Annotated in this window: 16 protein-coding genes; 13 read left to right on the forward strand and 3 right to left on the reverse strand. The window is 60.2% G+C overall.

The window, feature by feature from the left end:
* The first annotated feature begins 225 nt into the window (after window positions 1-225).
* From gbpA to gspM, 12 genes are all read left to right on the forward strand, one after another.
* Window positions 226-1,692, forward strand: a complete 1,467-nt coding sequence (gbpA, locus tag M5G20_RS07405; RefSeq protein ID WP_273918572.1) for an N-acetylglucosamine-binding protein GbpA — start codon at window positions 226-228, stop codon at window positions 1,690-1,692.
* An 81-nt stretch (window positions 1,693-1,773) separates the two neighbouring features.
* Entirely contained in the window at window positions 1,774-2,310 is a 537-nt protein-coding gene (locus M5G20_RS07410) for a type II secretion system protein N (RefSeq protein WP_273918573.1), read from the forward strand.
* A gap of 7 nt (window positions 2,311-2,317) precedes the next feature.
* On the forward strand, window positions 2,318-4,246 hold the full coding sequence (gspD, locus tag M5G20_RS07415) for a type II secretion system secretin GspD (protein WP_273918574.1): 1,929 nt from the start codon (window positions 2,318-2,320) through the stop codon (window positions 4,244-4,246).
* On the forward strand, window positions 4,243-5,724 hold the full coding sequence (gene gspE, locus M5G20_RS07420; RefSeq protein WP_273918575.1) for a type II secretion system ATPase GspE: 1,482 nt from the start codon (window positions 4,243-4,245) through the stop codon (window positions 5,722-5,724). Before gspD ends, gspE begins: the two co-directional genes overlap by 4 nt.
* Before the next feature lie 3 nt (window positions 5,725-5,727).
* Entirely contained in the window at window positions 5,728-6,927 is a 1,200-nt protein-coding gene (gene gspF, locus M5G20_RS07425) for a type II secretion system inner membrane protein GspF (protein ID WP_273918576.1), read from the forward strand.
* A 3-nt stretch (window positions 6,928-6,930) separates the two neighbouring features.
* Window positions 6,931-7,380, forward strand: coding sequence for a type II secretion system major pseudopilin GspG (gspG, locus tag M5G20_RS07430; RefSeq protein WP_273918577.1), 450 nt, complete (start codon window positions 6,931-6,933; stop codon window positions 7,378-7,380).
* A 3-nt stretch (window positions 7,381-7,383) separates the two neighbouring features.
* A complete protein-coding gene (gene gspH, locus M5G20_RS07435; RefSeq protein ID WP_273918578.1) occupies window positions 7,384-7,851 on the forward strand; it encodes a type II secretion system minor pseudopilin GspH in 468 nt (155 codons plus the stop codon).
* Window positions 7,844-8,227: a type II secretion system minor pseudopilin GspI gene (gspI, locus tag M5G20_RS07440; protein ID WP_273918579.1), complete on the forward strand. Its 384-nt coding sequence runs from the start codon at window positions 7,844-7,846 to the stop codon at window positions 8,225-8,227. Before gspH ends, gspI begins: the two co-directional genes overlap by 8 nt.
* On the forward strand, window positions 8,220-8,762 hold the full coding sequence (locus tag M5G20_RS07445; RefSeq protein WP_273918580.1) for a type II secretion system protein GspJ: 543 nt from the start codon (window positions 8,220-8,222) through the stop codon (window positions 8,760-8,762). Before gspI ends, M5G20_RS07445 begins: the two co-directional genes overlap by 8 nt.
* Window positions 8,759-9,589 (forward strand): general secretion pathway protein GspK, encoded by an 831-nt coding sequence (locus M5G20_RS07450; protein WP_273918581.1) that lies wholly within the window; start codon window positions 8,759-8,761, stop codon window positions 9,587-9,589. Before M5G20_RS07445 ends, M5G20_RS07450 begins: the two co-directional genes overlap by 4 nt.
* Entirely contained in the window at window positions 9,586-10,692 is a 1,107-nt protein-coding gene (gene gspL, locus M5G20_RS07455) for a type II secretion system protein GspL (protein ID WP_273918582.1), read from the forward strand. The genes M5G20_RS07450 and gspL overlap by 4 nt, the downstream gene beginning before the upstream one ends.
* A complete protein-coding gene (gene gspM / locus M5G20_RS07460; protein ID WP_273918583.1) occupies window positions 10,689-11,144 on the forward strand; it encodes a type II secretion system protein GspM in 456 nt (151 codons plus the stop codon). The genes gspL and gspM overlap by 4 nt, the downstream gene beginning before the upstream one ends.
* On the opposite strand, the gene M5G20_RS07465 is transcribed toward gspM, so the two are convergent.
* Window positions 11,137-12,417 (reverse strand): MFS transporter, encoded by a 1,281-nt coding sequence (locus tag M5G20_RS07465; RefSeq protein WP_273918584.1) that lies wholly within the window; start codon window positions 12,415-12,417, stop codon window positions 11,137-11,139. The genes gspM and M5G20_RS07465 overlap by 8 nt on opposite strands.
* Before the next feature lie 119 nt (window positions 12,418-12,536).
* Between M5G20_RS07465 and M5G20_RS07470 the strand changes: the two genes are divergently transcribed.
* Window positions 12,537-13,439: a LysR family transcriptional regulator gene (locus tag M5G20_RS07470; protein ID WP_273918585.1), complete on the forward strand. Its 903-nt coding sequence runs from the start codon at window positions 12,537-12,539 to the stop codon at window positions 13,437-13,439.
* 96 nt (window positions 13,440-13,535) lie between these two features.
* Here the strand turns inward: M5G20_RS07470 and M5G20_RS07475 are convergent, their stop codons facing one another.
* Together M5G20_RS07475 and M5G20_RS07480 are read right to left on the reverse strand one after the other, a co-directional pair.
* Window positions 13,536-13,976 (reverse strand): hypothetical protein, encoded by a 441-nt coding sequence (locus M5G20_RS07475; protein WP_273918586.1) that lies wholly within the window; start codon window positions 13,974-13,976, stop codon window positions 13,536-13,538.
* A gap of 67 nt (window positions 13,977-14,043) precedes the next feature.
* Window positions 14,044-14,568, reverse strand: coding sequence for a DUF4822 domain-containing protein (locus M5G20_RS07480; RefSeq protein WP_273918587.1), 525 nt, complete (start codon window positions 14,566-14,568; stop codon window positions 14,044-14,046).
* Between the last annotated feature and the right edge of the window lie 247 nt (window positions 14,569-14,815).

Genomic DNA, 14,815 nt, shown 5'->3' on the forward strand with positions numbered 1-14,815 from the left:
CCTTGTTTAGCTGAGCTCACTGTTTGTAAGAATTCTTTCGTCCAATGTCGGAGAACGAGCCTTAGAGACGGTTCCTGCTGTCAGCAGGGATGTTTCCTACATAGAAAACGCATTCATCCAAGTAAGGTTCGGACCCTTGCTCAGCCCCACGGCTGAGCAATATCGCAAACATCAGCGCCAGCAATGCGCGCCTTAAATTTCGATAAGTAGTCTGGACCTCATTTGATGAAAAATACTTCGTACAAAGGAAGTGCGTTTGCCGCCTGCACTTCTTCGATGATCCTGTTATCGGCAATGTTGGCCTCTCAAAGTGCTTCCGCCCATGGCTTTCTGGAAGTACCGCCGTCCCGTGCGCTGGCCTGTCAGAAAGGCCTGAATACCCAATGTGGCGGCGCGCAATACGAACCACAAAGTGTCGGCGAAACCTTCAAGGGCTTTCCCGCCGGCGTCGGTGGCGCGCCCTTGCAGGGACCGGTCGACGGCAAGATTGCAAGCGGTGGTCACTCGCTGTTCTCCGCCATGGATGCACAGTCCGCCACCCGTTGGCACCTGACGGAAATCAAGGACCGCACGATCGATTTCCAGTGGCACTACACCGCCGTTCACCCAGCCACCAAGCACGAATACTTCATTACCCGTAATGGCTGGAATCCAAACGAAGCACTCAAGCGTGCCACGTTCGAAAGCACGCCGTTCTGCACCGTCGACGGTGGCAATCAGAAACCGTCGAACAGCGACAAGCACAACTGCACCATCCCCGCGGACAAGTCCGGTCATCACGTCATCCTGGCCATCTGGACCGTCGGTGACACTGACGCCGCGTTTTACAACGCAGCGGACGTGAACATCCTGGCGGAACCCGAGCTTCCGGGTGGCTGGACTTCCGTGGGCAGCATTTCGCCTTCGACTCCTTTGATGGTGGGGGACAAGGTCAAGGCCCGGGCGTTCTCCGCCAATGGCGAGAACCCTGAATACAGCGTCGAGATCGCCATCAACTCGGCCGATGAAGGCCTGCCAAACAACTGGTCGTTCAAGCTGGCAGAAGCCATCAACAATGCGCACAAACTGGTTCGCGCAGGCGTGCGTGATGAAAGCGGCAACATCGAGCCGGTCAAAGGCAACAACAGCGTTTACGCCCAGAAAGAAAGCGGCGTGACCCGCTACGAAGTGCAACTGAACATGCAGGAAGATGCCGCGGCTCGCCTCTCGGTAGCCTCGCAACAACCTGAGTATGTCTTGGACAAAGGCCTGGCCAAGGTCGATTTCAGCATCATTTCCAATCGCAAAATGAACGTCGAAGCGACCTTGTTCGACGCGAACAACAAGCCAGTTGGCGTTACCTCTGCCCAAGTGGACAGCGGCGCGACCTGGCTGGCGATGGATGTTCGCAGCAATCCTGGCGCACATACCCTGACCCTGGTTGGCACGACCCTCGACGGCCGGACCACTCGCCAGGATACCCAGACCACGAAGCTGACCGGTGAAGGTGCTGGTGCCGACTACGACTTCGTATTCCCGCAAGGCATCAGCGGCTACACCGCCGGTACCAAAGTGCTGCAACCGAAGACCAACGAAGTCTTCGAGTGCAAGCCGTTCCCGGAGTCGGGCTATTGCAAGCAATACAGCCCGACCGCCAACGGCTATGAGCCTGGTGTCGGTGCGCATTGGCACATGGCGTGGAACAAGCTCTAAACCCTCCCGCAGCACTTCAGGCGACCTGACCAGGGTCGCCTGAAGGCAGGGCCTTACCGTTGAACATCGAGTGAACCTGTCGTGAAGTTTTCACTGAAGGTGATGACCCGTTTCGCTTCGCGCCCCATCGTTGGCCTGCTGATTCTGCCGTTGAGTTGTGGCGTGTTTGTGGTGTGGCAGGAGTGGCTTTTTCGCGAACAATTCGCCCAGGCGTTACCCGCGATGACCACGGTCACCACGGAGCCTGCTCACGTGCCGCTGGATGCGACCGCCGTGGCCACCGTGTTTGGCTTGTCCCCTGACACCACACTTCGCGCGAGCACCGAGCCACTGACGTTGCAAGCCTGTTTTGTAGTTGGCAGCGGCTTGTCCAGAGCATTGCTGGTCGATGCACAAGGCTCGCGCCTGTATCAGGTTGGCGAGCGTTTGCCGGGTGGCAGTGTCCTGCGCCGCGTGGAAGTCGATCAAGTGGTGTTGTGGAACAACGGCCGGGAAGAACGCTTGACCCTGCAATCACCTGCAGCGCCATTTCTGCGTCCATTCAAATCGCCAACCGAGCTTCATAACCCTGTTGCTTCTGCGCGTTTTTTACGCCCGCTCTCCGGGCCGTCAGAGTGATCAAATCATGAACAGCTTCACAGGCGCGCCGGCCTTGCGCTGCGCGCTGCTTCTTGCCGCTATGGCGACCGCGACCTTTGCCGGTGCGCTGTCTGCGGCGCAAGAAAAATGGCAACTGGCGATGAACAACGCCGAACTGCGCGACATCGTTGAAGAGATCTCCGGCATTCTCGGCACCACCGTGGTGCTCGATCCCCGAGTCTCCGGGCGCATCACGGTCATGTCTCGGCAAGCCCTCGATCGTGAGGGTGTTCGTCGCTTGTTTTACTCGGTGCTCGATGCCCATCACTTCACGGTCATCGATGAGGGCGACCGGATCCTCATCACCCCTGTGAGCGAAGCCAAAACCCGCGCCGGCAGCGGTTCTGCAAAAAACACCACGGCCTCGCAATTCGTCACTCAAGTCATCGAGCTGAATACCAGCAGCGCCAACGACATTGCAGGGCTGGTCAGGCCGCTGGTGTCGGTCAATGGTTACGTCGGGCCTTCGGTATCCGCCAATGCGCTGGTGATTACCGACACGGCCGCCAATGCGCAGCGAATCGCCCAAGTGGTGCGGCAACTCGATTCCGGGCAGAGCAGCATGCATGCGGTGGTTCAGCTGCGCCACGCTCAGGCCGGCGACATCGCGCCGGTGATGGAGTCGTCGCTGGGCAAACGAAATGCCGATACCGCCATTCAGGTGTTGGCTGATACGAGAACCAATCGCCTGATTCTCATCGGCCCGCCGGCGGTTCGCCAACGGTTGACCGAGTTGGCCCGCGGTCTCGATATTCCGGCCACCGAAACCCCTGACAACGCCCGGGTGATCCGCCTGCGGCACAGCGATGCCAGGCAACTGGCGGACATTCTGGAGAGCATGGGGCAGGGCCGAAAAATGGCTCCTGCCCTTGGCGCGGGCAAGGAAACTTCGTCCGGCGCGACGTTCATGATCAAGGCCGACGAAAGCCAGAATGCGCTGGTATTGATCGCCGAGCCGGCACAGGTTCGAACCATCGAAAGCATCGTGCGCCAGCTGGATCAACCGCGGGCGCAGGTGCTGATCCATGCTGCCATCGTCGAGATCTCCGGCGACATCGCCGAAGCCGTCGGCGTGCAGTGGGGCCTGAATACCGGTGATGCAAAAGGCTTCATCAACTTCCCCGGCACCGACATTCCTATCGTGGGCGGGCTCACGTTCGACGAGAAAAAATCCGCACCGGAAGGCGCATTGCTGCGGCTGGGCAGTGACCGTTTCGGCGCGTTGATTTCAGCGTTGGCCAGCAATACCCATAGCAACCTGTTGTCCACCCCGAGCCTGTTGACCCTGGACAATCAGGAAGCGGAAATCATCGTCGGCCAGAACGTGCCATTCAAAACCGGCTCCTACGCGACCAACAGCAGCGGTGCGGATAATCCGTTCACTACGGTGGAGCGCAAGGACGTCGGCATCAGTCTGAAGATCAAACCGTACATCAACGAAGGCTCGACGTTGCGCCTGGAAGTCGAGCAGGAAGTCTCGGACATCGCACCGTCGGTCTCGGGCGTCGATTCCTCGGATTTGATCACCAACAAGCGCGCACTCAAGAGCACCATTCTGGCGGACGACGGCGAAATCATCGTCATTGGCGGTTTGATCCGCGACAGCGTGCGCACGCAACAAAGCGGGGTGCCGCTGTTGCGCGATATTCCATACCTTGGGGCGTTGTTTCGCTGGACCCGGGACACTCAAACCAAAAGCAATCTGATGGTGTTCTTGCGGCCGACCATCGTGCGCAGCAAGGAAGATCTCTCTGATGTCAGTCAGCGGCGTTACAACGCGCTGCGGGACTTGAGCCAGCCCGGAACCCGGGACAATAACTCATTGCTGCTGCCGGCCGATGCGCGGCAGTTGTTTGAACCGGCTTCCGCGGCGCCGGTGTTCGACCTGCGACAGTCGGCGCCGCCTGCGCCATGACCGGCACGAGGGATTTCTGTCAGCCACTGCCCTTCGGTTTCGCCCGGCGTTTCGGCGTGCTGCTGGCGTGCGAGGAGGGCGAGCCGAGTCTTGTGCTGCGTGGCGATACACCGCTGACGGTCCTGGCCGAAGTGCGTCGTCTCTGTGGTCGGGACTTGTCATTGCAGCTGTTGTCGCCAGATGAGTTTGCGATGCGACTGGCGACGGCCTACCGCGAAGGCCAGAGCGCTGCCGAACAAGTCGCTCAAGGGCTGGACGAAGAGCTGGATTTGCTGAGCCTGGTGGATCAGGTGCCGCAAACCGCCGACCTGTTGGAGCAGCAGGGCGATGCGCCGATCATCCGCCTGATCAACGCGCTGCTCAGTGAAGCGGTGCGTGAGCAGGCTTCGGATGTGCACCTGGAAACCTTCGAGCAATACCTCTCGGTGCGGATGCGCATCGACGGGCAATTGCGCGAAATGCTTCGGCCACGGCGTGAGCTGGCGACGCTGCTGGTGTCGCGGATCAAGGTCATGGCGCGGCTGGATATCGCTGAAAAACGCGTGCCGCAGGATGGCCGCATGGCGCTGCGACTGGCCGGGCATGAAGTGGATGTGCGGGTCTCGACGTTGCCTTCGGCCCACGGTGAGCGGGTGGTGTTGCGCCTGCTCGACAAACAGGCCGGGCGCCTGGAGTTGCCCCGTCTGGGGATGCCGGATGACATCCTCCTGGCCCTCCAGCAACTGCTGGGCAAACCCCACGGCATTTTGCTGGTGACCGGGCCGACCGGATCGGGAAAAACCACCAGCCTGTACGCCGCGTTGAGCAGCCTCAACGATCAGACACGCAACATCCTGACGGTTGAAGACCCCATTGAGTACCACCTGCCCGGCGTCGGACAGATGCCGGTCAATCCGAAAGTCGACATGACCTTCGCCCGGGGCTTGCGGGCGATTCTGCGCCAGGACCCGGACGTGGTGATGGTCGGTGAAATCCGCGACCGCGAGACCGCGGAAATTGCCGTGCAGGCTTCGCTGACCGGCCACCTGGTGCTGTCGACGTTGCACACCAACAGCGCGGTCGGTGCTGTGACGCGCCTGGTGGATATGGGCGTGGATGCGTACCTGTTGGCATCGTCACTGGTGGGCGTGCTGGCCCAGCGCTTGCTGCGCACGTTGTGCCCGCATTGCAAGGCACCGTACAACGCTGATGCGTCGGCCTGCCAGCGTCTGGGGTTGGGCACGGCGACGACGATGCAGCTGTTCAAGGCTGTCGGCTGTGAGCAGTGTCAGCAAGGCTATCGTGGGCGGATCGGGATCTATGAATTGATCAGCATCACACCCGCCTTGTCGATGTTGATTCACCAGGGCGCCAGTGAGCAGTCGTTGACCGACGAGGCTCGCAAGGTGTCGCGCAGCTTGTTCCAGGATGGTCGTCAGCGGGTGATCGACGGCCAGACCAGCCTCGACGAGTTGCTGCGCGTGACGCGGGAGGATTAGGGCATGCCGACCTTCGATTACCGCGCAGACAATGGGAAGGGCCGCCGATGCAAGGGTCGGCTGGAGGCCGACAGCCCTCGCCACGCTCGGCAACTGTTGCGTGAGCGCGGGTTGTGGACCCGTGACCTGAATGAGATCCGGACGACGAGCGCGACACCAGGCGCAGGCCGGTTGAACGCCGCTGATCTGGCGCTGCTGACCTTGCAGTTGTCGACACTGGTCCAGGCGGGTTTGCCTCTGGAAGAAGCGCTCGAGGCCGTAGCGAAACAGAGTACCAAACGCCGGGTTGCCGGGCTGCTGTCAGCGGTCAGAAGCCGAGTGATGGAAGGCCACGCGCTGGCCGCGGCGTTGGCGCAATTTCCCAAGGCGTTCCCTGAATTGTTCCGCGCCACCGTGGCGGCCGGAGAACGTTCGGGCCATTTGGGCCATGTGCTGGAGCAGCTGGCGGCGTACACCCAGGCCCGCCAGGCATCGCGACAAAAAATTCAGATGGCGTTGGTGTACCCGTTGATCCTGATGCTCGCCAGCCTTGTGATTGTCGGTTTCCTGCTCGGCTACGTGGTGCCGGACGTGGTGAAAATCTTCGTCGACAGCGGGCAACCGTTGCCGTGGCTGACCCGGGCCTTGATTAGCGTCAGTGACGGGCTGTGCAGCCATGGTTTGTTGCTGCTCGCGGCGTTGGCAACGGTGGTCGGTGGTTGCCGCTGGAGTCTGCGTCAGCCGCTGTGGCTACTGCGTTGGCATCGGTGGGTCTTGAATTTGCCGATCGTCGGTGAGGTGCTGCGGGCGATGGAAGCCGCACGTTTCGCCAGCACCCTGGCGATCCTCGGTAAAAGCGCGGTGCCCTTGGTCGACGCTCTGGAGATCGCCGCCGCCGTGATCGGCAACCTGACCATTCGTGCACGCATGGCCGATGTTGCCCGCTCGGTCCGCGAAGGCGGCACCCTGACCCGTGGTCTGGAACTCAGCGGCGATATCCCGCCGATGATGCTGCACATGATCGCCAGCGGCGAACGGGCCGGCGAGCTCGATCGCATGCTGAGCCGTGCCGCCGAACAACAGGAAAGCAGCCTGGCCGCACGCATCGCCCTGGTGGTGAGCCTGTTCGAACCCGCGATGCTGGTGCTGATGGGCGGCGTGGTACTGCTGATCGTTCTCGCCATCCTGCTTCCGATTCTCAGCCTCAACCAATTGGTGAATTGACCCATGAATGCTTTACGTCACAGAACCTCCCAGCGCGGATTTACCCTCATCGAAATCATGGTGGTGGTGGTCATCATCGGCATTCTGGGGGCCATCGTGGTCCCGCAGTTCATGAGTCGCCCCGATCAGGCCAAAGTCACCGCTGCCAAAGTCGACATCCAGGCCATCGCCACCGCCCTGGAAATGTATCGCCTCGACAACTTCCACTATCCCTCGACGCAACAGGGGCTGGAAGCCTTGAGCAAACGGCCGTCCGGTCTGCCGGCAGCGCGCAACTGGAACCCCAACGGTTACTTGAAAGCCCTGCCCGTGGACCCGTGGAATACACCGTATCAGTACCTCAATCCAGGCATTCAATCGGTCGATGGCACTTACGATTTGTACTCCCTTGGCTCCGATGGCGTGGTGGGCGGGGAAGGGCATGCGGCCGACATCGGCAACTGGGGCGGTTGACTGATGCGGCGTTTTTGTCGGGGTTTCACTTTGCTGGAGTTGATGATCGTGATCGTGTTGATCGGCGTGCTGGCGGGCATGGTCAGTTTCGCCACCGGCATGAACCCGGCGCAGCAAGCCCGACGCGAGGCCGACGCCCTCGCCGGGATGATTCGCCAGTTACGCGAAAGAGCGGTGATCGATGGCCAGGAATACGGAGTGCGCTTGAGCGCCGACGGGTACCGGGCGATGCGCCTCGGCGTGCGAGGCTGGGAGGCCGTGACGACTGTTTATCGATGGCCCGATCACCTGCGATTGCGCCTGAAGCAGGATGGGTATTCCGTCAGTCTCGGCACCGACGAAGGCCCGCCTCAACTGCTCATGCTGAGCAGTGATGAAACCAGCACCTTTACATTGACGTTCGAGGCCAGGGACAGGATTTGGTCGCGCCTTTCCAGCGATGGCATTGGCGAGGTGGTCATTGATGGCTAGGCCTCGTCTCGCCCCACGCATGCACGGTTTCACCCTGCTGGAAATCATGGTGGCACTGGCGATTTTCGCGACGCTTGCGAGCGCCGTGCTGTCTGCGAGCCAGTACGTGGTCAGGCAGTCGGTTGCTGTCGAAGAGCGGCTGCTGGCGGCGTGGGTGGCGGACAACCAATTGAATGAACTGCGCCTGCAGTCTGCGCCAACCCATGGCCAATCGCAGCACGCGGTGCACATGGCCAGTCGCGACTGGCTGCTGCGACAGCGCATCAGCGACAGTGCCGAACCGGGCCTGCTGAAGGTCGAGATTGACGTCAGCCTGGCCGATCGCGAACAGACCCTGCATCGGGCCACCGGCTGGATCTCCAACCGAGATGATTAAGCAAACCGGTTTCACCTTGTTGGAACTGGTCATCGCCATGGCGATATTCGCCTTGTTGGGGCTGGCCAGCTGGGCGCTGTTCGATAGTGTGGTGCGGGTGCAGCAGGGCAGCGTGGCTCACGAGCGTGAGTTGCGAAATCTGCAGCGCGCCATCGCCGTCATCGAGCGTGACGTGCTGCATGTCACGGACCAGCCTTTGGTGCTGCAACAAACGCAGTTGCATTGGCAGCGCGGCAATTGGCGCAACCCGCTGGACCTGCCGCGCAGCGAACGGCAAGCGCTGACATACCGCCTCGAGGATGGCGCGTTGTGGCGAGAGAGCCGGGCAGAAGGCTCGACAGTCGTGCAAAGGCAAAAACTGCTCGATCATGTTCGCGACTTGCGTTGGCGTCTGTTCGACGCGCGCACCGGTTGGCGCAACGACTGGCCGACAGGGCCGACTGCAGAGGCACCGCTGGCGGTGGAAATGCGGGTGTCGGTGGGGCGCTTCCAGGCCATCCGTCGTGTGATGTTATTGCCGGGGGCGTTGCTATGAGAAAGGGCCAACGCGGTGTGGCGCTGATCAGCGTGTTGTTGGTCATGAGCCTGGCGCTGGTGATCATCGGCGGGGTGCTGCGCAGTCATCGGCTGTTGCTGCAAAGCGCCGGGCAACAGCTGCAGCAACTGCACCTGCGCCAACTCGGCATGGCCGGGGAAACCCTGGGGCTGTCACTGCTGAAAGCGCAGCAGAAAGTCAGCGACCGGGTACCTGATCAGCTCCCGGTTTTCGACATCGACGACGCGCAGGTCAGCCTCGACATTGAGGACCTGGCCGGACGCTTCAATCTCAATGCCGTGTTGATCCAGGGGCAGATTGATCAGGTGACGCTCAAGCGCTGGGCACGCTTGCTGGCGCTGCTGGAACTGCCGGACTGGCAGCTGGAGCAAGTAGGTGCCTTGCGGGATCTGAGTCAGCTGCGCCTGCTGCCCGATGTCGTCGGTGAACAACTGCGTCGACTGGAGCCCTGGGTCGCGCTGTTGCCCGCAGACGCTTCGCTGAACATCAACAGTGCCCCGGCGCTGATCCTGCGCACGCTGGAAAGCGTCGAAACGGCTGAGGCGGACGCGTTGCTGCGCCAGCGCTCCACGGCACCATGGCCGAGCGTTCAGGCCTTTACTCAAGATCCGCTGCTATCAGGCAAGGGTTTGAGCAGCCACGGGCTGGGCATCGACAGCCGCTGGTATCGAATCACGGTCCAGGTCACTCAGGGGCAGAGCCGTCTGCGCCTGGCCACCGATGTTGAACGCGACCCACGCACGCGGCAACTGAAAATCCTGCAACGGCGTGTTCTGCCGTCGAACAGCAATGAGATAGCGCGATGAAAAACTGGCTCTACCTGACCCCGGAAGGCCTGGCTGCACCCTCGTTGGATTGGCCTTGTTGCAGGTGGTCTGAGACCGGTCAACGCCAACCCGTGACCCTGAGCCACGCGACGCAAACGTTGAAGGGGCAACCCGTCGATCTGCTGCTACCCATGGAATTGTGCAGCTGGCTGCGCAGTGAACCTTGGCCTTCGCGACGCGCTCCCGATGCACAAACCCTTGCGTTCGCGATTGAAGAGCAATTGAGCGAAGCACTGGAACGCCTGCACCTGAGCAGTGGCCCCCCTGACGGGCTGGGGCGCTATCCGGTGATGGTGATCAACCGCGAGCGATTGACCGCTGTGCTCGCGCTGCTGGTCGAGGCCGCAATTGAAGTGCGCTCGGTGTGCATCGATGCCGACGTGATGCCTCGGGATCAGGCGCTCGGTGTCTGGTGGTTTGGTCGCTGGTTGCTGGGCGGTGCGTTGCCCGCGCGCCTGACATTGACCGACGACGGATTGGCGTTGTTACGGCCGCACCTGCCATCGGACATCCAATGGCGCGATGAACGTCAGGAAGAGGCCGAGGTTGACCAATGGCTGATGCAGGGGCACGGCCAGGCGATCAATCTGTTGCAGGGTGAGTTTGCCCAGCGCCGCATCCGCATTCCCTGGCGTTTCGGCGGTTCGGTGATGTTGCTGCTCGCGCTGCTGAGCTGGGGCGCGAGTGAAACGCGCATCCGTTTTCTCGACAACGCAGGCCACCAGCTCTACAGCCGCAGCGAACAACAGTTCAAGGCGCTATACCCCGAGCAGATCCGCATCGTCGACCTCGCGGCGCAACTCCACGCCCTGCAAAGCCAAGGTGCACCCGCGCAAGGCGGCCGCATTGCGGGACTGGTCAATCTGGTCGAGCAAGTGATCGGGGCCAGCAATGTCGAGGTCCGGCGCATTGAGTTTCGAGAGGGCGATGGCTGGCGAATCCAGCTGAGCGCCAACAGCTTTGCCGAACTGGAATTGCTGCGCGAACGTGGGCGGCAACAAGGCATTGCGGTGCGACTCGACAGCTCCAGCAAGGATGGCAATCGAGTGCAAGCATCCCTGACCGTGGAGCAAGAAACATGACATTGATCGGGTTGAAAACGTTGGCCGCGAAGTTTCAGCGGCTGTCCCTGCGCGAGCAACGACTGCTATCGGCACTGGGTATTTTTGTTCTGGGTGTCGTGGCCTACATGCTGGTCTGGCAGCCCACCCAACAACGACTCGGTGCTGCCGAGCGCCGGTATCAACAACAACGGGCACTGGCGGCGCAGCTGCAGCAGGCACGGCCCCGTAGCCCCGCTGCTCAATCCGGTAACGCGCCGCTATCTCTGCGCCTCAGCGACAGCGCCACAGCTGCGGGTCTTGAGTTGCAGCAGATGGACGGTGACAACGATCAATTACGCCTGACGCTCAGCGGCGATGCCATGGCTCTGCTGCCATGGCTGGACCGCCTCGAGCGCGACGGCACCGCGCTGCAATCGCTGACGCTGGAGACACGCGACGGGTTGCTCGAGGCGCGGCTGGTGCTCAGATAGTGGCGCCGCTGCCTGGCAACGGCGGCAACTGCGCCAGTTTCAGCGCGATCAGCAGCGCGATCACCAGCAGTGTGCCGATGAACAAACCGATGCCGTTCCAGCCGCCCAGGTGCCAGAACACGCCGCCCGCCGTGCCGGCGATGCTCGATCCGGCGTAGTAGCTGAACAGGTACAGCGACGACGCCTGGCCTTTGGCCTTGGTGGCGCGGCGGCCGATCCAGCTGCTGGCCACCGAGTGGGCGCCGAAGAAGCCGAAGGTGAAGATCAGCATGCCGATGATCACCAGTGGCAGCGGGGTAAACATCGTCAGGGCCAGGCCGCCGAGCATCAGCACGATGGTGCCCCAGAGTACTTTGCGCCGACCCAGTTTGTCTGCCAGCGAACCGATTTTCGCCGAGCTGTAGATGCCCGACAGGTACACCACCGAGAGCAGGCCGACGAAGGCTTGTTCCATGTGATACGGCTCGGCCAGCAAGCGATAGCCGATGTAGTTGAACAGCGTGACGAACGCTCCCATCAGCACGAACGCTTCGAGAAACAGCAACGGCAGCCCAGCGTCGCGAAAGTGCATGGTGAAGCCATCGACCAGGCTGCGCGGGTGCAATGAGCGGGCGCGGAAGTTTCGCGATTCCGGGAGGATCTTCCAGAACACTGCCGCCGCAATCAGGGCCAGACCACCGATGACCAGCATCGCCGTGTGCCAGCTGACGAAGTCGATCAATACCCCGGTGATCAAGCGCCCGCTCATCCCGCCGATGGCGTTGCCGCCGATGTACAAACCCATGGCCAGGCCGATGTGCTGCGGATGGATTTCTTCGCTCAAATAGGTCATCGCGACCGCCGCCAAGCCGCTCAACGACAGCCCGATCAGCGCACGCATGGCCAGCACGCCGTGCCAGCTCGGCATCATCGCACTGGCCATGGTGCACAGTGCGGCGGCAAACAGCGCCGCGACCATCACCGGTTTGCGCCCGACGCGGTCGGAGATCGGGCCGGTAATCAGCAGGCCGATGGCAAGCATGCCGGTGGCGACCGAAAGGATCAGGCTGCTCTGCGCCGCGTTGATGGCGTATTCGTGGGACAGCAGCGGCATCATCGGCTGCACGCAGTAGAGCAGGGCGAAAGTCGCGAAGCCGCCGCAGAACAGCGCCAGCACCGTGCGCATGAACGCCGGCGTGCCTTTTTCGATGTAGATCTCCTTGAGTTCAGCGACGACATCGTCCTGTACGGCAGGTGGAACTTCATGGGCAAGTGGGGCGACAGCAGTTTTCACGATGGACCTCAAAGGAGCGCAGCCGGTCAGGCAATGAAAAAAGCATATCGCTGGCTATTGATTCAATCCAATATATTGTTCGACCTGTTTGATAGCTTTTACGACCTAATGGGGTTTTCATGGAATTGCGCCATTTGCGCTACTTCATCGCCGTCGCCGAAGAACTGCACTTCGGCCGCGCCGCACAGGCGTTGGGCATCTCCCAGCCACCGCTGAGTCAGCAGATTCAGGCGCTGGAGCAGGAAGTCGGCGCCCGGTTGTTCGAACGGACCAATCGTCGGGTCGAGCTCAGCGAAGCCGGTCGGCTGTTCCTCGAGGAGGCGCGGTTGGTGCTGGCGCAGGTCGACAAAGCGGCGGATGTGGCGCGGCGGGCGCAGTTAGGCGAGCTGGGTGAGCTGAAAATCGGTTTCACTTCGTCGGCGCCGTTCAATTCGACCATTCCCCAGGCGATCTTTTCGTTTCGCCAGCGCTTCCCGGCGGTGCACCTGAACCTGCGGGAAATGAGCAGCACCCAGGTGGCAGACGCGTTGGTGGATGAGTCAATCGAAGTCGGGATCATGCGACCGCTCGGGCTGCCTGACTCGCTCGATGTGGTTGAGTTGATGCGCGAACCGCTGGTCGCGGTGCTCAGCTCCAAGCATCCGTTGGCGAAGGACAGTGAAGAGGGCTTGTTCCTGTCCGCCCTGGCCCACGAACCCTTCGTGTTTTTCCCGCGCAGCTACGGCAGTGGTCTGTACGCTCAGTTGCTCAGTCTGGCCCGGGATGCGGGCTTCAATCCGCACTTTGCGCAGGAGGCGGGTGAGGCGATGACCATCATTGGGTTGGTGGCGGCGGGCCTTGGCGTATCGGTATTGCCGGCGTCGTATCAGCGGATGCGCATCGATGGCGTGGTCTATCGGCCATTGCTCGATCCCGCGGCCATATCCGCAGTATGGCTGGTGCAGCGCAAAGATCAGAAATCACCGATGGCCAAGGCGTTTGTGGAGTTGCTGACGCGTAAGGTTGAACCTTTGAAGACGTAATTCGGGTGACCCCATTGAGGTCACCCGTTTTACTTTATCGGGCACTATAGCGAAACCCGCGCCTGCAATCGTCGCCCGATGACATTCATCTAATCGTCACTGTGCAGTTTGCGTTTGCTGCGCTTTGGTTTGTTCCGCCAGTGCTATCGCCTTGAAGTCATAGGTTGGATAGAACTCGGTTCTGTAACTCCCCCACGCTGTATTTTCAAGTGCGAGATTTACTTCAGCAAGACGGGAGGCCGGGAAGCGCACTGTGACGACTTGTCCGATACCCATCATTATGTTCCAACTGACAATCTCTACGCCCGCAGGTGGAAATGCCTTATAGAATCCTTGCTTTGCAAGTTGAGCCTTGAGTTCAGCCAGGGGTCGTGACTGGTCATGCTTTAAAAATATGGTGAGCATGACGGCGTTATCTGGCGTAGCAACGGCATTTTTTACAGGAACAGTGGCTGTGGACTGCGCATTGGCAACACCGCAGAAAGCCGAGGCTATCAATATCATGGATGCCAGGAATGTTTTGAGTGATTTCTGCATGGTGAAAATCCATTTATTATTAGGAAAGTTTTCAAGCGGTGACGCAGTTTCAGCAGCACTGGCTGGATCACTTAGTGGTATTTGTATCTGGTCGAATGGCGGACTTTGTTTCTATTGTTCCGGTGTAAGGGGCATGGACTACATAAATGCGCACCAGAGGGTTAGTGTCTACCATGTCGCGAGGCACTTCGCGAGAATAGGTGAATTCATTTGAATTCAACGTTTCCAATCGTCTGGTCACGGTTTTGATTGGCCCGACATCGGGCACTAAAATATGTTTTTTTTGATCGCCAGTGACAAAGAAGTAACCTCCTCCTCCATTGTCGTACTTTGATTTTCCCGTGTCGGTGTAAAAGAACTCATAGCGATTGCGCTCGGGATCCCACGTTGATATTCCGACCACGCCAGGATAATTTGCTTTTACATCTACTTGGGGCGCCCCCTCTACATAGACCTTGGTTGTCAGCCATCGAGGTGAGGACGCCAGTGCCCGAATATCGGCGGTTGCGGAAGTTGGCTGCGCAAAACTACTTACAGGGCTGAGCAACGCTGCAAGAAGCAGGCACGTGGACGTAATTTTGTTTCTATCCATGCGAATAACCCCATGTTTTCTTTTTATTGATCGCTCGCTTTTAGTTGTCGATCTTCAGTGCGTGGAAGTTATAGGCGTGGAATGGGGAAGCGTCAATAGCGGGTAATTACTTGTAATGGTTCAGTGCTTCTTTGTTTTAAGTAATTATTTGTCGCACTTGTTTTAAAATGTGTTTGTTGTCAGGGTTTTCCCAGTTTCTTATGTTTAAAGTGCCTGTAGGAGTTGGCTGGCTGGCGAGTTTTCCTTG

The organism is Pseudomonas sp. TNT2022 ID1044 (assembly GCF_028656895.1).
Classification (GTDB): Bacteria; Pseudomonadota; Gammaproteobacteria; order Pseudomonadales; family Pseudomonadaceae; genus Aquipseudomonas; species Aquipseudomonas reinekei.